This is a genomic window from Micrococcus sp. iso_229, from assembly GCF_058072725.1.
Window position 1 is genome coordinate 838019 of the sequence record NZ_CM176514.1, and the last position, 23157, is coordinate 861175.

Annotated in this window: 19 protein-coding genes and 1 tRNA gene; 11 read left to right on the forward strand and 9 right to left on the reverse strand. The window is 75.2% G+C overall.

Translation table 11 applies throughout. From position 1 onward, the window contains the following. Positions 1–13: 13 nt before the first annotated feature. Positions 14–358 (forward strand): DUF3039 domain-containing protein, encoded by a 345-nt coding sequence (locus AC3RKA_RS03910; protein ID WP_010079007.1) that lies wholly within the window; start codon positions 14–16, stop codon positions 356–358. Next, on the forward strand, positions 351–2171 hold the full coding sequence (locus tag AC3RKA_RS03915; RefSeq protein WP_415752134.1) for a DEAD/DEAH box helicase: 1821 nt from the start codon (positions 351–353) through the stop codon (positions 2169–2171). The genes AC3RKA_RS03910 and AC3RKA_RS03915 overlap by 8 nt, the downstream gene beginning before the upstream one ends. Before the next feature lie 38 nt (positions 2172–2209). Here the strand turns inward: AC3RKA_RS03915 and AC3RKA_RS03920 are convergent, their stop codons facing one another. From AC3RKA_RS03920 to AC3RKA_RS03930, 3 genes are all read right to left on the reverse strand, one after another. Further along, positions 2210–2671 (reverse strand): GNAT family N-acetyltransferase, encoded by a 462-nt coding sequence (locus tag AC3RKA_RS03920; protein ID WP_489727519.1) that lies wholly within the window; start codon positions 2669–2671, stop codon positions 2210–2212. Between the two features lie 149 nt (positions 2672–2820). Next, positions 2821–3504 carry an isochorismatase family protein gene (locus AC3RKA_RS03925; RefSeq protein WP_002857239.1) on the reverse strand — a complete coding sequence of 228 codons (684 nt, stop codon included), beginning with the start codon at positions 3502–3504 and terminating at the stop codon, positions 2821–2823. A gap of 3 nt (positions 3505–3507) precedes the next feature. Next, positions 3508–4860 carry a nicotinate phosphoribosyltransferase gene (locus tag AC3RKA_RS03930; protein WP_489727520.1) on the reverse strand — a complete coding sequence of 451 codons (1353 nt, stop codon included), beginning with the start codon at positions 4858–4860 and terminating at the stop codon, positions 3508–3510. A 64-nt stretch (positions 4861–4924) separates the two neighbouring features. Between AC3RKA_RS03930 and clpS the strand changes: the two genes are divergently transcribed. Genes clpS through AC3RKA_RS03965 form a run of 7 tightly spaced genes read left to right on the forward strand, consistent with a single transcriptional unit; the run spans position 4925 to position 10422 of the window. Next, positions 4925–5287, forward strand: a complete 363-nt coding sequence (clpS, locus tag AC3RKA_RS03935) for an ATP-dependent Clp protease adapter ClpS (RefSeq protein ID WP_002857236.1) — start codon at positions 4925–4927, stop codon at positions 5285–5287. An 8-nt stretch (positions 5288–5295) separates the two neighbouring features. Beyond that, positions 5296–6063, forward strand: coding sequence for a DUF2017 family protein (locus AC3RKA_RS03940; RefSeq protein ID WP_489727521.1), 768 nt, complete (start codon positions 5296–5298; stop codon positions 6061–6063). Beyond that, positions 6060–6992, forward strand: a complete 933-nt coding sequence (gene murI / locus AC3RKA_RS03945; RefSeq protein ID WP_049158362.1) for a glutamate racemase — start codon at positions 6060–6062, stop codon at positions 6990–6992. Before AC3RKA_RS03940 ends, murI begins: the two co-directional genes overlap by 4 nt. Further along, positions 6989–7804 (forward strand): MBL fold metallo-hydrolase, encoded by an 816-nt coding sequence (locus tag AC3RKA_RS03950; protein WP_206396133.1) that lies wholly within the window; start codon positions 6989–6991, stop codon positions 7802–7804. The genes murI and AC3RKA_RS03950 overlap by 4 nt, the downstream gene beginning before the upstream one ends. Before the next feature lie 22 nt (positions 7805–7826). Further along, positions 7827–8591, forward strand: a complete 765-nt coding sequence (gene rph / locus AC3RKA_RS03955) for a ribonuclease PH (protein WP_002857227.1) — start codon at positions 7827–7829, stop codon at positions 8589–8591. Further along, positions 8588–9280, forward strand: a complete 693-nt coding sequence (locus AC3RKA_RS03960) for a non-canonical purine NTP pyrophosphatase (RefSeq protein ID WP_489727522.1) — start codon at positions 8588–8590, stop codon at positions 9278–9280. The genes rph and AC3RKA_RS03960 overlap by 4 nt, the downstream gene beginning before the upstream one ends. Continuing rightward, complete coding sequence (locus tag AC3RKA_RS03965; RefSeq protein WP_489727523.1) at positions 9277–10422, forward strand: 3'-5' exonuclease; 1146 nt, start codon at positions 9277–9279, stop codon at positions 10420–10422. Before AC3RKA_RS03960 ends, AC3RKA_RS03965 begins: the two co-directional genes overlap by 4 nt. 5 nt (positions 10423–10427) lie before the next feature. Here the strand turns inward: AC3RKA_RS03965 and AC3RKA_RS03970 are convergent, their stop codons facing one another. Next, positions 10428–11582 (reverse strand): ADP-ribosylglycohydrolase family protein, encoded by a 1155-nt coding sequence (locus AC3RKA_RS03970; protein WP_410993320.1) that lies wholly within the window; start codon positions 11580–11582, stop codon positions 10428–10430. A gap of 66 nt (positions 11583–11648) precedes the next feature. On the opposite strand from AC3RKA_RS03970, the gene AC3RKA_RS03975 reads away from it, so the two are divergent. Next, positions 11649–12872, forward strand: a complete 1224-nt coding sequence (locus tag AC3RKA_RS03975) for an exonuclease SbcCD subunit D (RefSeq protein WP_489727524.1) — start codon at positions 11649–11651, stop codon at positions 12870–12872. Continuing rightward, on the forward strand, positions 12869–15913 hold the full coding sequence (locus AC3RKA_RS03980; RefSeq protein WP_489727525.1) for an AAA family ATPase: 3045 nt from the start codon (positions 12869–12871) through the stop codon (positions 15911–15913). Before AC3RKA_RS03975 ends, AC3RKA_RS03980 begins: the two co-directional genes overlap by 4 nt. A gap of 46 nt (positions 15914–15959) precedes the next feature. Here AC3RKA_RS03980 and AC3RKA_RS03985 read toward each other — a convergent pair whose 3' ends face one another. The 5 genes from AC3RKA_RS03985 to bcp all read right to left on the reverse strand — a co-directional run bounded on the left by AC3RKA_RS03985 (position 15960) and on the right by bcp (position 23138). Then, positions 15960–19193 carry an efflux RND transporter permease subunit gene (locus tag AC3RKA_RS03985; RefSeq protein WP_489727526.1) on the reverse strand — a complete coding sequence of 1078 codons (3234 nt, stop codon included), beginning with the start codon at positions 19191–19193 and terminating at the stop codon, positions 15960–15962. Positions 19194–19200: 7 nt separating this feature from the next. Continuing rightward, on the reverse strand, positions 19201–20691 hold the full coding sequence (locus AC3RKA_RS03990; protein ID WP_241185704.1) for a malate:quinone oxidoreductase: 1491 nt from the start codon (positions 20689–20691) through the stop codon (positions 19201–19203). Between the two features lie 99 nt (positions 20692–20790). After that, entirely contained in the window at positions 20791–22455 is a 1665-nt protein-coding gene (locus tag AC3RKA_RS03995; RefSeq protein WP_489727527.1) for an ABC transporter substrate-binding protein, read from the reverse strand. 48 nt (positions 22456–22503) lie between these two features. Continuing rightward, a tRNA-Leu gene (locus AC3RKA_RS04000) sits at positions 22504–22584 on the reverse strand. A gap of 65 nt (positions 22585–22649) precedes the next feature. Then, positions 22650–23138, reverse strand: coding sequence for a thioredoxin-dependent thiol peroxidase (bcp, locus tag AC3RKA_RS04005; RefSeq protein WP_489727528.1), 489 nt, complete (start codon positions 23136–23138; stop codon positions 22650–22652). Positions 23139–23157: the final 19 nt, after the last annotated feature.

The window sequence follows — 23157 nt, forward strand, 5'->3', positions numbered from 1 at the left end:
TAGACTGGCCCGCATGAGTGTGACCGGCGAACCCGACCTGAACGACCCCTTCGCGCCCGCCGGCGGCGGCACGTCCGTCCTCGAGCGTGAGGAGCTGCGCCAGGAGATCGAGCCGGGCGACCACGAGCGCTTCGCCCACTACGTCCGCAAGGAGAAGATCACGGAGTCCGCCGTCACCGGCGCCCCCGTGATCGCCCTGTGCGGCAAGGTGTGGGTGCCGGGCCGGGACCCGAACAAGTTCCCCGTGTGCCCCACGTGCAAGGAGATCTACGAGGGCCTGCGCGAGCCGCAGGACGGCGGCGACGGCGACGGCGGCGGCAAGCGCGGTGGCTGGTTCGGAGGCCGCGGCCGTGGCTGACGGCCGCTCCCTGACGAGCGGCACCCCGGACGGCAGCGTCCAGCACGACCTGTTCCACATCGGCGAGGACCTTCCCCCCGCCATGCCCGAGCGCGCGGCGTGGGGGACGGCCCCCAAGCTGCGCCAGTGGCAGCAGGAGGCGCTGGAGCGCTATCTCGAGACCGCGCCGCAGGACTTCCTGACGGTCGCGACCCCCGGCGCGGGCAAGACCACGTTCGCGTTGCGCGTGGCCAAGATCCTGATGGACTCCGGCGTGGTGCAGCGGCTGACCGTCGTCGCGCCCACGGACCACCTCAAGCGCCAGTGGGCGGACAACGCCGCGCGCGTGGGCATCGCGATCGACCCGAACTTCAAGAACGCGGACGGGCGGCACGGCGCCGAGTACCGCGGGGTGGCGCTGACGTATGCCCAGGTGGCGAACAAGCCCGTCCTGCATCGCAACCGCACCGAGGCTGCCAAGACCCTCGTGATCCTCGACGAGATCCACCACGGCGGCGACGCCCTGAGCTGGGGCGAGGGCATCCGCGAGGCGTTCGAGCCGGCCGCGCGGCGTCTGTCCCTGACCGGCACCCCGTTCCGCTCCGACACCGCCTCCATCCCCTTCGTCCGCTACGAGCTCGGCCCGGACGGCATCGAGCGGTCGAAGGCGGACTACACGTACGGCTACGGCCCGGCGCTGCGGGACCACGTGGTGCGCCCGGTGATCTTCATGGCCTACTCCGGGCAGATGCGCTGGAAGACCTCCACCGGCGAGGTCATGGAGGCTCAGCTCGGCGAGGCCGCCACGAAGGACATCACCGCCTCCGCCTGGCGCACCGCGCTGGACCCGGCGGGCGAGTGGATCCCGTCCGTGCTGCGCGCGGCCGACCGGCGGCTCAGCGAGGTGCGCCGCAACGTGCCCGACGCCGGCGGCCTCGTGATCGCCACGGACCACCAGGACGCGCGCGCGTACGCAGCGCAGCTCGAGGCGCTGACCGGCCAGCGGCCGGCCGTGATCCTCTCGGACGACAAGGGCGCCTCGGATCGCATCGAGGAGTTCGCCGCGTCGGACGAGCGGTGGATGGTGGCGGTGCGCATGGTGTCCGAGGGCGTGGACGTGCCCCGCCTGTGCGTGGGCGTGTACGCCACGTCCACGTCCACGCCCCTGTTCTTCGCCCAGGCCGTGGGCCGCTTCGTGCGCTCCCGCCGGCGTGGGGAGACCGCCTCGGTGTTCCTGCCGTCCGTGCCCGCGCTCATGCTGCTGGCCAACGAGATGGAGCTCGAGCGGGACCACGCGTTGGACCGCAAGGAGGGCGCCGTCGAGGTCGAGGACCTCGAGGACGCCCCCGAGGAGGACCTGATCGCGGAGGCCAACCGGGCCGAGAGCGGCTCGGACGCGCTGACGCGGGAGAAGTTCGAGGCCCTCGAGTCCCGGGCCAGCTTCGACAAGGTGCTCTTCGACGGCGGCGAGTTCGGCCTCGGCGGCGCCGTCGGCTCGGAGGAGGAGCAGGACTTCCTCGGCATCCCGGGCCTGCTGGACGCCGAGCAGGTCTCCGCCCTGCTGCGGCAGCGGCAGGCCGAGCAGATCCAGCGCCGGCCGCGTGCGCAGGCGGCCGAGCCCGCCGACGTCGTGGACCACCGGCGGATGAAGGAGCTGCGCTCCGAGCTGTCCAAGACGGTGTCCGCCTGGGCTGCCCGTTCCGGCCAGCCGCACGGGGTGATCCACAACCGCCTGCGGGAGATCTCCGGCGGCCCCGCCGTGGCCCAGGCCTCCCGCGAGCAGCTGGAGAAGCGGCTGAGCACCCTGCGCGGGTGGTTCGTCGGCCGGACCTGAGGTCCGTCGGGAGCGCCGCGGGCGCCCGCGCGCCGGGGTCAGCCGTCCCGGGACTGGAAGCGCACGAAGGCGCGCAGCTCGTCGCCCTCCACGTCACGGGACTCGCGGAATCCATGGGCCTCGTAGAAGGCGCGCTGGCGCTCCTCGGTGTCCGTGAGCAGCACGTGCCGACGCACGTGGCCGAACCGGGCGAAGACGCGGCGCAGCAGCTCGGAGGCGATGCCGCGGCGCTGGTGCCCCGGATCCACGAGGATGTCCTGCAGGTAGGCGATGGTGTGGCCGTCGGAGACCACGCGGGCCAGACCGACGAGACGGCCGCCGTCGAAGGCGGTCACCACCGTGGCCGAGCCCTGCAGCCCGCCCATGAGCGTGTCCATGTCCGCCGTGTAGGCGGACCAGCCCACGGCGTCGTAGAGGGCGCGGACGTCGTCGGCGGCCGGGATCGCCCCGGAGAGGTAGCGGATGCCGTCCCGGTCGGCGGCGATGGGGGAGTCGGTCATGGCTGCTCTCCTCCTCTGCGTCGGGCACCGGCTCCGGCACGCCCGCCGGGGCCGCGTGCCCCCATCATGCCGCACGTCGTGACTTTCGTCACTGTCCCGACGTGCGGCGCCTCAGAGGCGACGCGGGCGCCGCTCGGGGCCGAACCCGCTCACGAGGTCGCCAGGATGGCCCCGGCGGCCTCCATCTCGTGGAGCGCGGCCTGGGCGGCCGCCTCGTCGACGCCGGCCACCAGGTCGGTCAGCACGGTGACCTCGTAGCCGGCGTCGAGGGCGTCGAGCACGGTGGCGCGCACGCAGTGATCCGTGGCGATGCCCACCACGGTGATCGCGTCCACACCCTGCTCGCGGAGCCACTCGTCGAGGCCGGGGGCGCCGGACTCGACGGCGGCCGCGGCCACGGCGGTGGCCCCGTACGGGCCGACGGTCCCGGAGGGGCGCTCGCCCGCGGCCCCGGTCGGGACGGCGTCGGGCTCGCCGAGGGCCCCGTCGAAGCCGGAGTAGGCGTCCGTGTGCAGGCCCTTGAGGAACTCGGCGTCGAGGTGCTCGATGTCCAGGTCGGGGTGCAGCTCGGCGCCGGTGGTGCCGGCCACGCAGTGCACCGGCCAGGTGGTGCGGAAGTCCGGCTCGGCACCGGTGGCCGCCGCGAAGTGCGTGCCCGGGTCGACGTGCCAGTCGCGCGTGGCGGCCACGGCCGTGTAGGCGTCCGCGTGCTCGGCCAGGTGCTCGCTGACCCCGGCCGCGACGGCGGCGCCGCCGGTCACGCCGAGGGCGCCGCCCTCGCAGAAGTCGTTCTGCACGTCCACGATCACCAGGGCGCGGTTCAGGTTCTCCACGGGTCAGTCCTCCAGGAAGATGGTCGGGATGGCGGGGTCGCCCGGCTGCAGGCGGCCCACGGAGGCGGGCAGCTCGCGCAGGGAGGCGGCGTGCCGCTCGGCGGCACGGGTGACGGCCTCGGGACCGGTCCAGCCCTCGGCCAGCTCGCCGGCGTGCACGAAACGGTGCAGCAGGGGACGGTCGTCGGCGTCGGGCGCGGCGCCGCGGTTGACGCCGATCACCTCGGCGGTGGCCCGGCCCCCCGGGTCTCGGCGGCGCGCGGCCTCCTTGCGGCCGCCCCGGCTGGCCTTGCCGGAACTGGCCTTGGCCACGTCCACCCACGTGCCGTCGTCGTCCTGGCGGGCCACGAGCTTGTAGACCATGGAGGCGGTGGGCGCGCCGGATCCGGTGACCAGGCGCGTGCCCACGCCGTACGAGCTGACGGGGGCGGAGCGCAGGGCGGCGATCGCGTACTCGTCCAGGTCCGAGGTGACCATGATCCCGGTCTCGGTGTTGCCCAGCTCGTCGAGCAGCTCGCGCACCCGGTGGGCCTGGATCACGAGGTCGCCGGAGTCGACCCGGACGTTCCGCAGGGCCGGGCCGGCCACCTCGACCGCGGTGCGCACGCCCTGTTCCACGTCATAGGTGTCCACGAGGAGGGTGGTGTCCGCTCCGAGCGCGGCGACCTGGGCCTCGAAGGCGGCGCGCTCCGTGTCGTGCAGCAGGGTGAAGGAGTGGGCGGCGGTGCCGACGGTCGGGATGCCGTACCGGCGGCCCGCCTCGAGGTTCGAGGTCGCGGTGAAGCCCGCGATGGCCGCGGCGCGGGCCGCGGCCACGGCGGACTCCTCGTGCGTGCGGCGCGAGCCCATCTCGGCGCACGGGCGGCCGTCCGCGACCGCCGTCATGCGGGAGGCGGCGGAGGCCACGGCGGAGTCGTAGTTGTAGATGGAGAGCAGGTAGGTCTCCAGGATGCACGCCTCGGCGAAGGTCGACTCCACCTGCAGGAGGGGGGAGTGCGGGAAGTAGGCCTCACCCTCGGCGTAGCCCACGATGTCGCCCGTGAACTCGAAGTCGGCGAGCCAGGCCAGCGTGGCGTCGTCGAGGGCGGTGGTGTCCGCGAGGAAGTCGAGCTCGGGCGTGTCGAACCGGAAGCGGGACAGGCCCTCCAGCGCGCGGCCCACGCCGGCCACCACGCCGTAGCGGCGGCCGCTGGGCAGGCGTCGGGTGAACAGCTCGAAGCGGGAGCGGCGGTGCGCGGTGCCGGCCTTCAGCGCGGCCTGGAGCATGGTCAGCTCGTAGTGGTCGGTCATCAGCGCCGTGGGGATCTGCCAGTCGTCGGCGGTCCGCGGGGCGCTGGGCACGGGGTTCTGGCTCACGCGCCCACCCTAGTGGACCGTCGCGGGGCCGGTCCTGGCCCGCCCGCCTCGTACACTGGGGCGCATGTCCGTGCTGACCCGCCACGATCCGTCCGCGCCGCGCGCCGTGCGTCCGGCGCCGGGCGAGTCCGTCCCCGCCGGCGCCACCGACACCGCCCTGCTGGAGCGGCCGCACGAGGACACGGCCCGGGACCGGCCGTGGAACGTCGTGGTGTGGAACGACCCGGTGAACCTGATGAGCTACGTCGCCTACGTGTTCCGCACCCACTTCGGCTACTCCGCGGCCAAGGCGCAGCGGCTCATGCTCGAGGTCCACGAGCGGGGCCGGTCCGTCGTGGCGACGGGCACCAAGGAGAAGGCCGAGCTGCACGTGGGCGCGATGCACGGCTACGGGCTGTGGGCCACGCTGGAGCAGGCGGAGGACTGAGGAGGGGCATGGCAGAGCGGTTCCGCTGGACGCGGCGGGGGTACACGGCGCAGCTGGAGCTGCCGGAGGTGCGCCTGCTGCGCGGGCTGGTCAGGGACGTCGTCGCCCTGCTCGAGGGCCGACGCGCGGACGTGCGCCCCGCCGAGGCGGACCCCGCCGGGGCCGTGGCCGCCAACGACGGCGTCGACACGCCCGAGGACATCCCGGCGGCGCCGCCGTCCGCGTCCGCCGCGGAGGACGCGGGCCCCGTGGCCGGACTGGACGCGTCCGACGCCGCGTTCTGGGGGCTGGTCTCCGGCCTGCACCTGAGCCAGGGCCCGGAGTCGCAGCGCTCGGCCCCCGCCGACCCGGCCGTCGCACGCCTGCTGCCGGATGCGATGCCCCAGGCCGGCGCCGCCGAGCAGGGCGCCCACCGGGCCCTGACCGAGGACGCCCTGTCCGAGGGCAAGCTCGCGGACGCGCGCCTGGCACTCGAGCTGCTGCGCTCGACGCGCGTGGAGGTGCCGCACGACCAGGCGCCGGCCTTCGGCCGCGCGCTCAACGACGTGCGCCTCGTCCTCGCCGCCCGCCTGGGCGTCGAGACCGAGGAGGACGCCGCTCGCGTGCACGCCGTGGACGACTGGCGCAGCGCGGAGGACGTCGAGTCCACCATGGCCCTGCTCTACAACTTCACCTCGTGGCTGCTGGAGACGCTCATGACGGAGATGCTCAGCGAGCTGCCCGAGGGATCGGACGAGTCTGCGCCGGGCGCCGGGGACGCGGAGGGCGAGCAGTGACCGGCCGGCGCACCGTCGTGGACGCCGCCGCGCCGATCGGCGTGTTCGACTCGGGCGTGGGCGGGCTGACCGTGGCCCGGGCGATCATGGACCAGCTGCCCCACGAGTCCATCCTCTACGTGGGCGACACGGAGCACTCGCCGTACGGCCCGCGGCCCATCGCCGAGGTGCGGGCCCTGGCCCTGGCGATCATGGACGAGCTCGTCGCGCGCGGCGTGAAGGCGCTCGTGATCGCGTGCAACTCCGCGTCGGCCGCCGTGCTGCGCGACGCTCGCGAGCGCTACACGGGAGGCCACGGCATCCCCGTGATCGAGGTGATCCAGCCCGCCGTGCGCCGCGCCGTGGCCGCCACGCGCACGGGCCGGATCGGCGTGATCGGCACCGAGGCGACCGTCGGGTCCCGCGCCTACGAGGACTCGTTCTCGGCCGCCCCGCACCTCGAGATCACCTCGGTCGCGTGCCCGCGGTTCGTGGAGTTCGTGGAGGCCGGCATCACCACCGGCCCCGAACTGCTGGAGACCGCCCGGGAGTACACGGCCCCGCTGCGTGCGGCGGGCGTGGACACCCTCGTGCTGGGATGCACCCACTACCCGCTGCTGACCGGCGCGCTCTCGCTCGTGATGGGGGAGGACGTCACGCTCGTCTCCTCCGCGGAGGAGACCGCCAAGGACCTCTACCGGGAACTGGTCCGCCTCGGCCTCGAGCACCCCCACTCGGCCGCGGGCTCCGGCCAGGCCACCCGCCACCGCTTCGCCGCCACCGGCGACCCCGACCACTTCCAGGCCCTCGCGCGCCGCTTCCTCGGACCTGAGGTCGAGTCCGTGCGACGCCTGGAGACGATCGGCGCGCCCCGCCCCGCGGCTGCGCCGGTCCCGACGCGCTCGACGGCCTCCGTGCGGCCGGGCGCCGAGCAGGAGGGTGTGACGTGAAGCTGACCATCATCGGGGCCTCCGGGTCCTTCCCCGGCCCGGGCTCGCCCGCCTCGTGCTACCTCCTGACCGCCGAGGGCGTGGCCGAGGACGGCGTCACCCCGCGCACGTGGCGGATCCTGCTGGACCTCGGCAACGGCGCCCTCGGCGTGCTGCAGCGCTACGTCGATCTCGAGGACCTGGACGGCATCCTGCTCTCCCACCTGCACCCGGACCACTTCATGGACCTGTGCGGGATGCACGTGGCCATCCGCTGGAACCCGGCCGGCTGGGGCCGCGGCCGGCTGCCCGTCTACGGACCCGCCGGCACCGCCGACCGCATCGCCGAGGCGTACGGGATGGACCCCGAGCCGGGGATGCACCAGGACTTCGAGTTCCGGTGCTGGACTGCCGGCCGGACCGAGCGGCTGGGTCCGTTCCGGTTCACCCCGGTCCCCGTGCGCCACCCCATCGACGAGGCCTACGCGATCCGGGTCGAGGTGGACCGCGTCGACGACGACGGCGGCCTCACCACCCGCGTGCTCACCTACTCCGGGGACACCGACGCGTGCGAGGGGCTCGTCGAGGCCGCGCGGGACGCGGACATGTTCCTGTGCGAGGCCGCCTTCCACGAGGGCCGGGACGACGGCATCGACGGCGTCCATCTGACCGGCCGACGGGCCGGCGAGACGGCGGCGCAGGCCGGGGCCCGGAAGCTGCTGCTCACGCACCTGCCGGTGTGGAACGATCCGCAGCGCGCCGTCCAGGAGGCCCGCGCGGTCTACGACGGCCCGCTGGCCGTCGCCGTCTCGGGGCTGAGCTACGGCGTCTGAGGGCGTGCCTAGACTGGAGACCATGAGCTCTCCCGCCACCACCGCCCCCCGCCCGGACGGCCGCGCCGTCGACGAGCTGCGCCCCATCACCATCACCCGGGGCTGGTCCCGGCAGGCGGAGGGCTCGGCCCTGATCGAGTTCGGGAACACCCGCGTGCTGTGCACCGCCTCCTTCACCGAGGGCGTGCCGCGCTGGCTCAAGGGCGAGGGGACCGGCTGGGTCACCGCCGAGTACGCGATGCTCCCGCGGGCCACCAACGAGCGCAACCAGCGCGAGTCCGTCAAGGGCCGGATCGGCGGGCGCACCCACGAGATCTCCCGCCTGATCGGCCGGTCCCTGCGCGCCGTCATCGACCTGTCCGCCCTGGGGGAGAACACCATCGTCCTGGACTGCGACGTCCTCGACGCCGACGGCGGCACCCGCACCGCCGCCATCACGGGCGCCTACGTCGCCCTCGCCGAGGCGGTGGCCTGGGCGCGGCGCGAGGGGATCCTCGCCAAGGGCGCCGCCGTCCTCAAGGACTCCGTCGCCGCGGTGTCCGTGGGCATCGTGGACGGGGTGCCCGTCCTCGACCTGCCATACGTGGAGGACGTGAAGGCGGAGACGGACATGAACGTGGTCGTCACCGGCGCCGGGGAGTTCGTGGAGGTGCAGGGCACCGCCGAGGGCGCGCCGTTCACCCGCGCCGAGTTGGACACCCTGCTGGACCTGGCCCTGATCGGCACGGGCGAGCTGGCCCGCATCCAGGCCGAGACCCTGGCCGCCGCCACGGAGGACCGGGCGTGAGCGGGCCGGCCGCCTCCTCGTCGTCGGGTGCGCCGGAGGGCGCCCGCATCGTGCTCGCCACGCACAACGCGGGCAAGGTGCGCGAGCTGCGGCAGCTGCTCGCCGGCGCCGTGCCCGGCCTCGACATGGAGACCGCGGTGGTGGACGCGGGCGCCGTGGGCGCCCCGGACGTCGTCGAGGACGGCGTCACGTTCGCCCAGAATGCGCTGAAGAAGGCCCGCGCCGTGGCCGCGCACACCGGGCTGATCGCCGTCGCGGACGACTCCGGTCTGGCCGTGGACGTGCTGCACGGCGCCCCCGGGATCTTCTCGGCCCGCTGGGCCGGGCGCCACGGGGACGACCGTGCCAACCTCGAGCTGCTGCTGGCCCAGCTGGCCGACGTGCCGGACGAGCATCGGGGTGCCCAGTTCGTGTGCGCCGCCGCGCTCGCGGTCCCCAGCGGCCCGGACACCGCGGGCGCCCGGGCCATCCACGTCGAGCACGTCGAGCACGGCCGCCTGCCCGGCACGCTGCTGCGCGAGCCCGTGGGGGACGGCGGCTTCGGCTACGACCCGATCCTGCGCCCCGAGGGCCGGGACGTGTCCACCGCGCAGCTGAGCCCCGAGGACAAGAACGCGATCAGCCACCGGGGGCACGCCTTCCGCGCGCTGCTGCCCTACCTGGTGGACGCGCTCGACGCGCGCCCGTGAGCGGCGGGCGCGCCCCCGTGCCGGGGCTGGACTTCACCGCGATCGACTTCGAGACCGCCAACGGCTTCCGCGGCTCCCCGTGTGCCGTGGGCGCCGTTCGGGTGCGGGACGGGGTCATGGTGGACCGTGCTGAGTGGCTGATCCGTCCGCCCGTGGGCTTCGACCGGTTCGATCCCCGCAACGTGCGCATCCACGGCATCACCGAGGACCGCGTCCTGGACGCCCCCCGGTTCGCGCAGGTGTACGACGAGCTCGCGGACTTCGTGGGGACGGACGTGCTCGCGGCGCACAACGCGGGCTTCGACGTCGGCGTCATCGAGTCCGGCCTCGAGGTCTCCGGGCGGGACGTGCCGGGCCTGGAGTTCGTGTGCACCCTGGTGCTGGCGCGCCGCGTCTACGACCTGCCCTCGTACGCCCTGCCCTCCGCGGCGCGCGAGGCCGGCTTCACCCCGGGACGCCACCACGACGCACTGGCCGACGCCGAGGCCTGCGCGGCCATCCTCGTGGACATCGGCCGGCGCGTGCTGGGGGCGCCGCCGGCCGACGCGGAGGTCCTGCCGGGGCTGACCGACGCGCCGGCCGGCCGCGGCGTCGACCGCCTGATGCGGGCCCAGGGGCTGAGCGTCAGCGTCCTCGCCCCCAAGGCGGCGGGATCGGGCGCCGAGTCGAAGGCCACCCGCCAGGCCCGGCGCACCGAGGGCGTCTTCGACGCGCGGGTCCCGCTGCGGGACGAACGCGCCATGCCCGACTTCATGCGCTGGCCGGACGAGGGCGTCAATCCGCTTCCGAACCCGGCCGCCGACCCGGGCCACCCCCTGTTCGGCCAGACCGTGGTGTTCACGGGCGGCATCGGCATGTCGCGTCAGAGTGCCAAGACGCGCGCGGCCGCGCACGGCGCGCAGACCGCGAACCGGGTGGGCGCGGCCACCACGATGCTCGTCGTGGGGGACGGCTTCGAGGCCGCGGACCTGCACCGCCCGCGCGCCGAGGACGGGGCACCGCAGGCCGTGACCACGGCGCTGGCGCACCGCAAGACGCGGGACGCCCTGCGCCGGCGGGAGCGTGGGCAGGCCATCGCCCTGGTCTCCGAGGGGGAGTTCCTGCAGATGCTCGACGGGAACTGGCCGGACGCCGCGCGCTGAACCGCTCAGGTGGTCGCGGCGCTCCAGCGCCGGGCGGCCTCCAGGATGACCTCGCGCTCGGCGATCCACCCCGGGACGGAGGCCTCGGCCGCGGCGCGGTCCGCGGGGTCGTGCGCACCGAACACGGCGGTGCCGTGCGCCGCGCCGAGCACCTGCCCGGCCAGCGAGGCCGTGGAATCGGAGTCGCCGTCGTGGTTCACGCCGATCCGCAGCGCCAGGGCGAGCGCCGCCGCCGGATCGGCCGGGTGCGCCGCCTGCGCGGTGAGCGCGGCATACAGCGCGATGGCCAGGGCCTCCTCCGCGACCCAGCCCTCGCCGAGCGCGGTGGGGAGGGCGCCGGGGGCGCCGGGGTCGGCGTCGACGGTGCCGACCAGGTCGACCGCCGCGGCGACGGCGGCGCGGGTCTCCTCTGCCTCCTCGCCCAGGCCGTCGAGCCACGCGCGGGCGTGCGCGACCGCGGCGGCCAGGTCCAGGCCGCGCAGCAGGGCCGCGATGACGAGGGCGTACGCGGCCGCCGCGACCCACGCGGTGGGGTGGCCGTGCGTGAGGACGGCGCCCTGGCGGGCGAGGGACACGACGTGCGGATCCTCGAGCCCCGGCACCATCCCGTACGGGGCCGAGCGCATGACCGTCCCGCAGCCCTTCGAACCCGGGTTGTGCGGGTCGCCCGGCAGGCCCATCCCCGGTTCGGCGAGCCCGCTCAGGCACGCCGTGCCCGGCGCGCGGCGCACCTTCAGCTCCGCGTGCGCGTCGATCCAGCGGGGCGGGGCCGGGGGAGCGTCCTCGGGCAGCGCGCCGTCCTGCGTGGCGAACCAGCGCAGGCACGCGAGCCACACGCACGCGGCGGGATCGGCCGGGACGCCGTCGTTCTGCCACTCGATCCACTCGAGCAGGCCGTCGAGCACGTACAGCGTCAGCTGCGTGTCGTCGGTGATCGGCAGGGCGTGGGCGCCCTCCTGGGCGAGCAGGTCCGCGGCGTCGGTGACGCCGGCGGGGCCGTGCACCGCCGCGATCCCCGACGCGGGGGTGAACTCGACGACGCCGCCCAGCGCGTCCCCGGCGGCACCGGCCGCGAGGAGGGCCAGGACCCGGTCGGCGTGCTCGGGGCCGGGCAGGGGCGTGGACGAGGAGGCGGTGGGCTCGGGCGCGGTGGCGGACATGCCGCCATCGTACGAGCTGCGCCGCGTCGTGCTTATCCCGTCCGCAGCCTCCCTAGAGTGGGCCGCATGATCCTGCTGCACACCTCGGACTGGCATCTGGGCCGGTCGTTCCACGGCACCGGGCTGCTCGAGGCCCAGGAGGAGGTCCTGGACGCCCTGGTCGCGACCGTGACGGAGCGCGGCGTGGACGCCGTCCTGCTGGCCGGGGACGTGTACGACCGCGCGCTGCCGCCGGCGGACGCCGTCCGGCTGTTGGACCGGACGCTCACCCGGCTGCACGCGGCCGGCGCCCAGGTGGTGCTCACGAGCGGCAACCACGACTCGGCGGTGCGCCTCGGCTTCGGCGGCGGACTCCTGGCGGCCGCGGGCGTGCACGTGCGCGCGGACGCGGCGGAGCTGGACCGCCCCGTGCTGCTCACCGAGCCCGGGGTCGACGGCGGTACAGGCCAGACCGTCGCCGTCTACGGCATCCCCTACCTCGAACCGCGCCACCAGGGACCGGCCTGGGGCGTGGAGCCCCACCACACGGCCGTGCTGACGGAGGCGGTCCGCCGCGTCCACGCCGATCTGGCCGCCCGCCGCGCCGAGGCGCCGGAGCCGGTGGCCGGCGTCGTGCTGGCCCACCTGTTCGCGGCCGGGGGCCACGGCTCCGAGTCCGAACGGGACATCGGCGAAGGGGAGCACGTCGAGCCGGACGCCCCGCCCGAGATGCTGGTGGGCACGCTGGGGCAGGTGCCGGTCTCCGTGTTCGACGGGCTCGACTACGCGGCCCTGGGCCACCTGCACGGCCGGCAGCGGCTGGCCGAGCACGTGCGGTACTCCGGCTCTCCGCTGCCGTACTCCTTCTCCGAGGCGGGCCACCGCAAGGGCGGCTGGCTCGTCCACGTCACGGGCGGGGCCGTCACCGACGTCGAGGCCGTGGACTGGGACGCCGGGCGGCGCCTGGCGGTGCTGTCCGGGCCGATCGAGGACCTGCTGGAGTCCCCGGAGTTCGCGTGGGCGGAGCAGTGCTGGGTGCAGGTCACCGTCACCGACGACGACCGCCCCGAGCGGGCCCTGGAGCGTCTCAAGACGCGGTTCCCCTCCGTGCTCGTCTTCCGCCACGAACCGGCCGGCGGGAGGCGGGCCCGGGAGCGCACCTACGCCCAGGTCCTGCGGCAGGCGCCCTCGGACCACGCGCTCGCGGTCGGTTTCGTGGACCACGTCCGGCAGCGGCCGGCCAACGAGGCCGAGCGGGACCTGCTGGGGGACGCCCTCGAGGCCGCCCGCGCGGCGGAGGTGCGCGCATGAGGATCCACCGGATGCGCCTGGAGGGGCTCGGGCCCTACGCCCAGGCGCAGGACGTCGACTTCGACCGGCTCAACGCGGCCGGCCTGTTCCTGCTGGACGGGCCCACCGGCGCGGGCAAGTCCACCGTGCTGGCCGCGCTGTGCTTCGCCCTCTATGGGACCGTGCCGGGCGGACGGTCGGCCGAGTCGCTCGTGACCACGCTGCGCGAGCCCGGCGCGGTGATCCCCGAGGTGCAGGTCGAGTTCACCGTGCAGGGCCGGCGCTTCGAGGTGGTCCGCTCGCCCAAGCACGAGCGGCCCCGCCGGCGACGCAGCGCGGCGGGGGGTGCCACCGTCACCACGCCGGCCACGGTCTCCCTGCGGGAACGCGTGGCCGGGGAATGGACGGCGCCGCTCACCCGGGCGGACGAGGTGGGCCAGCAGATCGCGGACGTCCTGCACCTGGACGCAGAGCAGTTCATGCAGGTGGTCCTGCTGCCCCAGGGGCAGTTCGCCCAGTTCCTCACCGCGAAGTCGGATGAGCGCCGCGCCCTGCTGCGGCGGCTCTTCGGCACGCAGCGCTTCGACGGCGTCGAGGAGCACCTGCGCGGCGAGACGGCCCGGCTGGACACCGCGGTGGCCGTGGACGCGGACGTGGCCCGGACCGCGCGGGCGCAGCTGGCCGAGGCGCTCCACGAGGCGCTCGGCCCGGACTGGCATGCGCCGGAGCCGTCACCGGACACGGACGAGCGGCTGCTCACCCTCGCCGCCGAGCGCGCGGGTCGCGCCCAGGAGGACGCACGGGCCGGCCTCGCCATGGCCCGCGCCGCCGAGCAGCAGGCTCGGGGGACGGCGCGTGAGCTGGAGACCCGCGGGCGGGACCTGGCCGCGGCCGAGGCGTGGGGGCGCCGTCGACGCGACCACGACGCCGAGGCCGAGACCGCCGCCGCGCGGCGCCGCGCCGTCGACGCCCATGAGTGCGCCGGGCGGGTGCTCGCGGCCGTGCACCGGGCCGCCGCGGCGGCGGACGTCGCCGGCACCGCGTCGGAGGCGGTGACGCAGGCCCTGGCGCACGTCGAGGACGAGCCGATCGCGGCGGCGTGGCTCGCCGCCGCCCGGGCGGACGGGGCCGCCGACGCGCCCGCCTCCCGCCAGGCGCTGGGGGAGGCCGAGCGCGCCGCGGAGGCGGTGGCGCGCGCCGTCCGGGACCGTGACCGGATGCGCGAGCTGGAGCAGGAGGCGGCCGCCGCGGCGGAGCGGCGGGCCGAGATCGACCGCGACCGCGCCGCCCTGGTCGAGTCCCGCCCCGAGCGTGAGGCGGCCGTCGCGACACTCCGCTCGGCCGTCGAACGCGGCACCGAGCGTCTCGGTGCCCGGGAGGCCGTGGACCGCGCCGTGGACGAGGCCGCCGCGCGCCGCACGGCCGCCGAGGCCGCGGCTGCCCGCGCCGTCGAGGTCGAGACCGCGGCCCGGGCCCATCGGGAGGCACAGGAGCGGCGGAGTGAGGCCGCCGAACGGCACGTCGGTCTGCTGCGTGCCCGGTACGAGCAGGCCGCCTCCGAGCTGGCGGAGCGGCTCGTGCCCGGCGAGCCGTGCGCCGTGTGCGGCTCGCCCGAGCACCCGGCCCCGGCCGCCACCGCGGACACCACGGTGACCGAGGCGGACGTGCGGGACGCCGAGCAGGCCCGGACCGCGGCCGACCGTGCCGCGGCCGACGCCGAGACCGCCCTGCGCGCCGCCGAGCAGACCCTCCGCACGGCGCGCGAGGCCGCCGCCGGGCTCGCACCCGAGGCCGCGCGAGAGGCGCTCGAGCGCGCCGAGGCCGAACGGGCCGTGCTGGACCAGGCGGCGAAGGACCTCGCCGCGGACCGCCGCCGGCTGACCGCCGCCGAGAAGACGCTCGCCGGGGCCGACGAGACCGCCGCCGCGCTCGCGGCCGAGGACGGCCGGCTCGCCGAGGCCGCCGCCCACCGCACCGCCCGGCTGACCGAGCTGCGGGACGCCGTCGAGGCCGCCCGCGGCGACGCCGAGACCCTCGACGCCCGCGGCGACCAGGTCACCGCCGCACGCCGGGTCCTGGCCGCGCTCGCGGCGGCGCAGGACGAGGACGCGCGCGCCCGGGCGGTCGCGGACGAGACCGGCCAGGCGCTCACCGCCGCGCTGGCCGAACAGCACTTCGACGACGTCGACGCGGCGCGCGCGGCCCGCCTCGAGGAGACGGACGCCGCCGCCCGCACGGCCGCCGTGCAGGAGTGGGACGCCGAACGGGCCCGCCTCGCCGAGCTCGAGACGAGCGAGCCCGTCCGCCGGGGCCGCGCCCTCGCCGAGGCGGGCGTCGCGCCGCCGACCGAGGAGCAGACCCGCGCCGCCGCCGAGGCGCTCGCCGCGGCCGAGGCCACGAGCTCGTCCCGGGCGACGGCGGTCGGGCGGCTCGATTCGCTCGTCGCCACGGTGCGCCGGCTGTCGGCCGCCCTGACCGAGGTCCTGGAGCGGTCCGCCGGGCTCATCGCCGAGCACACGCGGGTGCGGGCTCTGCTCGACCTCGTCCGCGGCGGCGGGGAGAACCTGCTCAAGATGCCCCTGACGAGCTACGTCCTCGCCGGGCGGCTCGAGGAGATCGCCGCCGCGGCCACCGAGCGTCTGCTCGCCATGACGGACCAGCGGTATTCGATCGAGTACTCCGACGCCGTGGGCGGGCGCGGGAACAAGGGCCTCGAACTCGTCATCCGGGACCACTACGTGGACGAGACACGCCACCCGGCCACGCTCTCGGGCGGCGAGACCTTCATGGCCTCCCTCGCCCTCGCCCTGGGGCTCGCGGACACCGTGCAGGCCGAAGCCGGCGGCATCGAACTGGACACGCTCTTCGTGGACGAGGGCTTCGGCTCGCTCGACGCGGACACCCTCGACGACGTCCTGGACGTCGTGGACACCCTGCGGACCGGCGGCCGGACCGTGGGCCTCGTCTCCCACGTCGAACGGATGAGGCAGGAGATCGGCGTGCGCCTCGAGGTGCGCAAGGACCGGCGCGGCTCGAGCCTCGCGGTGCACGACGGCGCCTGAGCGGCGGGGGTGCGCCCCGCCGCCCCGGTCCGCGCCACGCGTGAGGTCAGGCCCGGCGCCACCGCCGGCGGAGGCGCTGCCGGAGTCGGCCGAGGCGTCCGGCGTCGAGCTCGGACGGGGCCGCGCTTCCCTGCTCGGCCCGGCGCTCCCGCTCGGCCGCCCGCTCCGCCGCGACGCGCTGCGCCTCCCGCTCGGCCGCGACACGGCGCTCCTCCTGCAGGCGGCGCTCCCCGCGGACCTCGGTGAGCCGGTACAGCACGGGCACGAGCACGAGGGTGAGCAGGGTGGAGGACACCAGGCCGCCCACCACGGCCACCGCGAGGGGCTGGGAGATGAACCCCGCGTGCCCCGTGACGCCCAGGGCCATCGGGGTCATGGCCAGGACCGTGGCCAGGGCCGTCATCACCACCGGGCGCACGCGGTTGAGCGCGCCCACCTCGATCGCCTCGTCCAAGGTCATTCCGCGGTCGCGTCGGTACTGGTTGATCAGGTCGATCAGCACGATCGCGTTCGTCACCACGATGCCCACCAGCATGAGCAGCCCGATCATCGTGGACAGTCCCAGCGGCGTGCCGGTGGCCAGCAGCGCCAGGAACACGCCCGTGGCGGCGAAGGGGATCGACACGAGCAGCACGAGCGGCTGGCGCAGCGAGTTGAACGTCGCCACCATCACGACGTACACGGTCGCCACGGCGGCCAGCAACGCCAGCCCGAGGTCCCGGAACGTCTGCGCCTGCTGCTCCGCCGCGCCGCCCACGGCCGCGGTGACGCCCTCGGGCAGGTCCAGCTCCGCCACGGCCTGCGTGACCCGGCGTGAGACGGCCCCGAGGTCCTCGTCGTCCGGGGTCACCGTGACGACGGCGGTCCGCTCGCCGTTCGAGGACGTCACCCGGGCGGGCACGGACACCCGCGAGACCTCGGCGAGGTCCCCCAGCGGCACGGGTCCCTCGGCCGTCTCCACGGGCACCTGGCGCAGGGCGTCGAGGGACTCGACCGGCTCCGGGTCACCCAGCTGCACCGCGAAGCTCTCGAACCCGAAGCGGACCTCGCCCGCGGGCACGGCCTGCAGGGCGGCGGCGGCCTGGCCGGCCACCGCCTCCTCGGTCAGGCCGAGCCGGGCGGCGGCGACGGTGTCCACGTCCACCTGGAACGTCGGGCGCAGGTCCGAGGCCGGCGTCGTCACCTCGCGGGCACCCTCGACGGGCCGCAGCGCCTGGGCGACCTGATCGGCGGCCGCGGTGAGGGCCTGCGGGTCGGGGGCGGAGACGGACACCTCGATGTCCTGGCCGCCGCTCGGCCCCTGCTGTGTGGAGACGGACACGTCGCCCACGCCGTCGAGACCGGTGAGCTCGGCGCGCACCCCGTCCTGAAGGGCCCCTTGGTCGGCATCCGGGTCGGTCACCACCGTGAACCGCGCCCGGTCCGCCGAGGAGCCGCCGAAGGCCCCCATCGGACCGGCGGCGGTGCCGGCCGTCCACTGGACCGTCTCGACGCCGTCGGTGTCCAGCAGCACCCGCTCGATGCGCTCGGCGGCGGCGGCCGTCGTCTCCAGCGACGCCCCCGGCTCCTGCTCCGCCGTGACGACGAACGAGTTCTGTCCCGAGTCGCCCAGGAGGTTCGTGGGGATCAGCGGGACCAGCGCGGCCGTGCCGGCCAGCAGCGCCAGGGCGGCGGCGAGGGTGACCACGGTGTGCCGCTGCGTCCAGCGCAGCACCGGTCGGTAGGCCCGCGTGAGCCACCCGCCGGCCGCCACGGGCCGGTCGCCGGGGACGGCGGGCGCGGCTGCGGTCTCGGCCCCACGCCGTGGGTCGCGCAGGAACCACCAGCACAGCACCGGCACGATCGTCAGGGCGACGACGAGGGAGGCCAACAGGGCGACCGTGGCGGTCACGGCGAAGGGCCGGAACAGCTCGCCGGCCAGGCCGCCCACGAAGGCGATGGGCAGGAACACGGCCACGGAGACGAGGGTGGAGGCGGTGATCGCCGTGGCGACCTCGCGCGTGCCGTCCAGGATCGCGGTGCGCCGGTCGGCGCCCAGGCCGAGGTGCCGACGGATGTTCTCCACCACCACGATCGCGTCGTCCACGACCCGACCGATCGAGATCGTCAGCGCCCCGAGCGTCAGCGTGTTGAGGGAGTAGCCGAAGGCCGCCACCCCGATGAGGGCGGCCAGCAGGGACAGCGGAATGGACACGGCGGTGACGAGGGTGGAGCGCACCGAGAGCAGGAACACGGCGATCACCAGCACGGCGAACGCCAGGCCCAGCAGGCCCTCCTGGAACAGCGTGTCGATGGACTGCTGGATGAACGGGGCCTGGTCGAACACCACGGTCAGGTCCGCGCCGCCGCCCACCAGCGACGCCAGCTCCGGCAGGGCGTCGCGCACGGCCTCGGAGACCGCCACGAGGTCGGCGTCCGGGGTCGCGGTCACGGAGACGGACAGCGTCGGCACCCCGTCGGTGCGGGTCAGGGACGTGGGGGCCGCGGCCACGAGGGTGACGTCGGCGACCTCGTCCAGGGTGCGCGGTTCGCCGTCGCCGGAGGGAGCGACGACGATCCCGCGCAGGCCCTCGAGGTCCTCGACGGCGGCGCCCGCCTGGACGGGATAGGTGGTCGCGCCCTCGGTGACCTGGCCGACGGGGAAGAGGCCGGCGTTCTCCTCGAGTGCGTCGGTGATGTCGGAGGTGGTCAGCCCGGCGGCGGCGAGCGCGGCCGGGTCCGGGACCACGGAGACGTTCTCGTCCGTGCCGCCCAGGACGTCGGCGCCGCGGACGCCGTCGATCTTCTGCAGTCGCGGGGCCAGGACGTCCTCGGCGCGGCGGCGCAGGGTGTTGAGGTCCTCGTCCCCGGACAGGGCGAGGAAGACCACCGGGAAGTCGGAGACGGAGCCCGCGAAGGACGAGGTCTCCGCCTCCTCCGGCAGCTGGGGCCCCAGGTTGGCGACCACCCGGTCCACCTGGGACCGGGCCCGGTTCAGGTCCGTGCCGTAGGCGAACTCCAGCTGGACCGCGTTGAAGCCGGACTGCGACGTGGACCGCGAGGATTCGAGCCCCTCCACGGCCTGCAGGGCCGTCTCGAGGGGCTCGCCCACCTGCGCGTCCACGACCTCGGGGGACGCCCCCGGGTAGAGCGTCGAGACGGAGATGACGGGCAGCTCGAGCGGGGGGATCAGCTCCCGCTTGAGCTGCCCGGCGGAGAGGACGCCGAAGACCGCGATGAACACGGTGACGAGCGCCACGAGCGCCCGCCGGCCGAGTGAGAACCGTGCGAGCGCTCCCATCGCGGCCTCAGGCCAGCTTCAGTGCGGCGTCCGTGACGGTGCGGACCTCGTCCAGCAGCGCCGGGTCGTCGTTGAGCGTGTGGCCCAGCGACGGGATGAGCTCCTTGAGCGTGCCGTCCCAGCCGGCCATCTTCGCGGGGAAGCAGCGCTCGAGCAGCTTCACCATGATGGGGGCCGCGGTGGAGGCGCCCGGCGAGGCGCCGAGCAGGCCGCCGAGCGAGCCGTCCGCGTGGGTGACGACCTCGGTGCCGAACTGCAGGACGCCGCCGAAGCGGCCCTTGCGCTTCATCACCTGCACGCGCTGGCCCGCGGTGATCAGCTCCCACTCGCCGCCGTCAGCCTCCGGGTAGAACTCGTGCAGCGCGTCGATCTTCTTGTCCCGGGACTTCAGCACCTCGGTCACGAGGTACTTGGTCAGGTCCATGTTGTCCTTGGCCACGTCCAGCATCGTGCTGAGGTTGTGCGGGCGCACGGACAGCGGCAGGTCCAGGTAGGAGCCGGTCTTGAGGAAGTTCGTGGAGAACCCGGCGTAGGGACCGAACAGCAGGGACCGCTTGCCGTTGACGAAGCGGGTGTCCAGGTGGGGCACGGACATCGGCGGGGCGCCGACGGCGGCCTGGCCGTACACCTTGGCCATGTGCTGGTTGACCACGGACTCGTCCGTGCAGCGCAGGAACTGGCCGGAGACCGGGAAGCCGCCGAAGCCCTTGACCTCGGGGATGCCGGACTTCTGCAGCAGGGGCAGGGCGCCGCCGCCGGCACCGACGAAGACGAAGCGGGCGCGGTCCACGACCTCGGATCCGGCGGCCTTGTTCTTGACCTTGACCTCCCAGCGGCCGTCCGTGCCGCGGGTGAGGCCGGTGACCTTGTGACCGAAGCGCACCTCGGCGCCGGCGCCGGCCATGGCCGTGACGAGCTGGCGGGTGAGGGAGCCGAAGTCCACGTCGGTGCCGCCCGTGTTGCGGGACGCCGCCAGGCGCTGACCCGACTCACGGCCCTCGATCAGCAGCGGGGCCCAGGCACGGATCTGCTCCGGGTCCTCGCTGTGCTCCATGCCGGCGAACAGCGGCTGGGCGGACATGGCCTCGTAGCGGGCGCGGAGGTAGTCGGCGTGGTCGTCACCCCACACGAAGGACATGTGCGGCAGCGGGTTGATGAAGGACTTGGGGTCCTTGAGCGTGCCGTCCGCCACCAGGGAGGACCAGAACTGGCGGGTGGTCCAGAACTGCTCGTTGATGCCCAGCGCCTTGGTGACGTCCACCCGGCCGTTCTTGTCCATGGGCGAGTAGTTCAGCTCGCAGAGGGCGGCGTGGCCGGTGCCCGCGTTGTTCCACGGGTCGGAGGACTCCAGACCGGCCTGGTCGAGGCTCTCGTACAGGGCGATGGACCAGGTGGGCTCGAGCTTCTGCAGCAGCACGCCCAGGGTGGCGCTCATGATGCCGCCGCCGATCAGGACGACGTCGTGGGTGGCGGTGGACGAGGTGGTGGGCACGGTCAACTCCTGAAGCAGAACGACGGCGGGTGGGCGCAGTGCGACCAGGCCGAGCAGTGGCGGTCGGGCCGGGCGCCGTGATCTCCCACTGTACTACCGGTGCGTTCAGCCTTCGGTCAGCCTGACGCGCGAGAAGGGCTCGTCCAGCTGCGGCGACGTCGGGTAGGAGGCCACGCGCGGGCCGGTGGCCAGGGCCGAGATCGGGTAGACCAGCGGCAGCGCCGGCAGGTCGAGGGCCATGGCCCGGACGACGCGGCGGAACAGGCCGCGGCGCGCGTCGTCGTCGGTCTCGGCCGCCGCCGCGTCCACGTCCTCGACGACGCGCGGGTTGCGGTAGCCGGTCTCGGCGCGGCCCGAGCGTGCGAAGGGCTCGAGGAACGCGTGCGGGTCGCGGTAGTCGCCGGTGCGGCCCATCAGGTGCAGGGCTCGGGTGGGTCGGGAGACCACGGCGTGCAGGTAGTCCTGGTCCTCCGGCACGGGCACGGGCACGATGTGCATCCCCACCGCGCCGAGGTCGCGGGCGACCATCGCGTAGACCCGCTCCGGTTCGGGCAGGGAGGGGCGGGCCGTGCCGGCCGGGTAGAGGAACTCCAACGGCTCCCCGTCGTATCCTGCCAGGCGGAGGAACTCGCGGGCCCGGCCCGGGTTGACGTCGTAGCGCCGCGCCTCCTCGTCGCCGACGCCGAGGGACGGGGGGACGAGGTCGTGGGCCAGGCGGGTGCCCTCGAGGAAGACGTCGCTGCCGGCGATGCGCGGGCGGTCCACCGCGTACGCGATCGCCTGGCGCAGGTACTGAGAGCGCACGCGCGGGTGGTCCAGGTTCATGCCCACGTAGAGCACGCCCAGGGGGTCCCGGGGCAGCACCTGGGTGCCGGCCTCGACGAGGGGGCGCAGCTGGCCGGGGGCGACGACGTCGATCACGTCCGCCGTGCCGCGCCGCAGCTCCCGCAGGCGCACGGAGGCCCGACCCCACGCCTGCACGGCCACCGGGTACGCCGCCGGATCGGAGCCGCGGTGGCCGGCGCTGGGGACCAGGATCGTCGCGCCCGAGGCGCCCGGGTGGGCGCGCGTGAGCTCGGCGGTCTCCGCGGCGTCGGCCCAGCGGTAGGGGCCGGTGCCGGCGGGGGTGGTGACCTCGGAGCCGTCCACGTCGACCGTGCGGTCCCACGAGGCCGGCGAGGAGATCCCGAAGGCCGGCGAGGCCAGCGCGGCCGCGAGGTGACGGCGGGGGGAGTGCAGGCGCAGCCGCACCTCGAGCTCTCCGTGCGCCTCGACGCCGGCGAAGGCGGAGTCCGCGTCCCCGGCGTATCCGCCGAAGGCCGAGACGAACGAGGAGGGCGGGGTGACGGTCCCGTCCACGGGCGCAGGGGCGGCGGCCCACCGCTCGATGTTCGCAACCACGGCGGCGGCGTCGCACGGCTCGCCGTCGTCGAACACCACCCCGGAGACCAGGTGGAACGTGTGGAGGCGGCCGCCGTCGGACTCCTCGTGCCGCTCGGCGAGGCGGGGCGTGGGGGCGCCGGTGTCCGGGTCCACGCCGAGCAGCGTCTCGAAGACCTGGCGGATCAGACGGAAGGACTCGACGTCTAGCGCACGGGCCGGATCCCGCGTCAGCGCCCGCGCCGGGGCGCCGACCACGAGCAGCCGACCCGGTCCCGAGGAGGTCGGGGCGGCGGTGGACGGCGCCGCGGGCGACGTCGTGCAGCCGACCGCGCCCAGGCCGAGCAGGCCCAGGCCCCCGCCGAGGAAGGCGCGGCGAGTGGGCTGCATGGCGGCCTCCTCTGGCAGGTGACGTCGGGATCGGGCGGGCCCGGGGAGTGCGGGCGGGGGGACTCGAACCCCCACGTCCAGGACACTGGAACCTAAATCCAGCGCGTCTACCAGTTCCGCCACGCCCGCGCACACCCCGCGCACGGGGCGAGGCCCGATCCTACCGTGTGGTGCCCGGGCGCTGCGGGCGCGGATCAGGCCTCGTCGAGGCCGAGGGTGCGGCGCAGTCGGGCCACGTGGCCGGTCGCCTTCACGTTGTACTGCGCGTGGGTGACCTCCCCGTCCGGGCCGACGACGATCGTGGAGCGGATCAGGCCCTCGGAGGTCCGCCCGTAGTTCTTCTTCTCGCCCCAGGCGCCGTAGGCCTCGGCCACCGCGTGGTCCTCATCCGAGAGCAGGGGGAACGTCAGGCCCTCCTGCTCGGCGAACCGGATGATCTTGCCGATCGGGTCGGGGGAGATCCCCAGGACGACGTAGCCGGCCGCGGTGAGGGAGGCGAGGCTGTCCCGGAAGTCGCAGGCCTCCGTGGTGCAGCCGGGCGTGGACGCGGCCGGGTAGAAGTAGACGATCGTGTGCTTGCCCGCGCTGTCGCGCAGCGAGACGGGCCGGCCCTCCTGGTCCTGGAGGGTGAACGCAGGTGCCGTGTCGCCGGGCTGGAGGCGGTGCTGGGTCGTGTCGGTCATGGGCCCAAGCCTACGGTGG

Coding starts and splice junctions, on each gene's coding strand:
- AC3RKA_RS03980 (WP_489727525.1), top strand. CDS start 12,869: ATGAGGATCCACCGGATGCGCCTGGAGGGGCTCGGGCCCTACGCCCAG.
- AC3RKA_RS03970 (WP_410993320.1), bottom strand. CDS start 11,582: ATGTCCGCCACCGCGCCCGAGCCCACCGCCTCCTCGTCCACGCCCCTG.
- clpS (WP_002857236.1), top strand. CDS start 4,925: ATGTCCGTGCTGACCCGCCACGATCCGTCCGCGCCGCGCGCCGTGCGT.
- AC3RKA_RS03920 (WP_489727519.1), bottom strand. CDS start 2,671: ATGACCGACTCCCCCATCGCCGCCGACCGGGACGGCATCCGCTACCTC.
- AC3RKA_RS03910 (WP_010079007.1), top strand. CDS start 14: ATGAGTGTGACCGGCGAACCCGACCTGAACGACCCCTTCGCGCCCGCC.
- AC3RKA_RS03975 (WP_489727524.1), top strand. CDS start 11,649: ATGATCCTGCTGCACACCTCGGACTGGCATCTGGGCCGGTCGTTCCAC.
- AC3RKA_RS03985 (WP_489727526.1), bottom strand. CDS start 19,193: ATGGGAGCGCTCGCACGGTTCTCACTCGGCCGGCGGGCGCTCGTGGCG.
- AC3RKA_RS03995 (WP_489727527.1), bottom strand. CDS start 22,455: ATGCAGCCCACTCGCCGCGCCTTCCTCGGCGGGGGCCTGGGCCTGCTC.
- AC3RKA_RS03940 (WP_489727521.1), top strand. CDS start 5,296: ATGGCAGAGCGGTTCCGCTGGACGCGGCGGGGGTACACGGCGCAGCTG.
- bcp (WP_489727528.1), bottom strand. CDS start 23,138: ATGACCGACACGACCCAGCACCGCCTCCAGCCCGGCGACACGGCACCT.
- rph (WP_002857227.1), top strand. CDS start 7,827: ATGAGCTCTCCCGCCACCACCGCCCCCCGCCCGGACGGCCGCGCCGTC.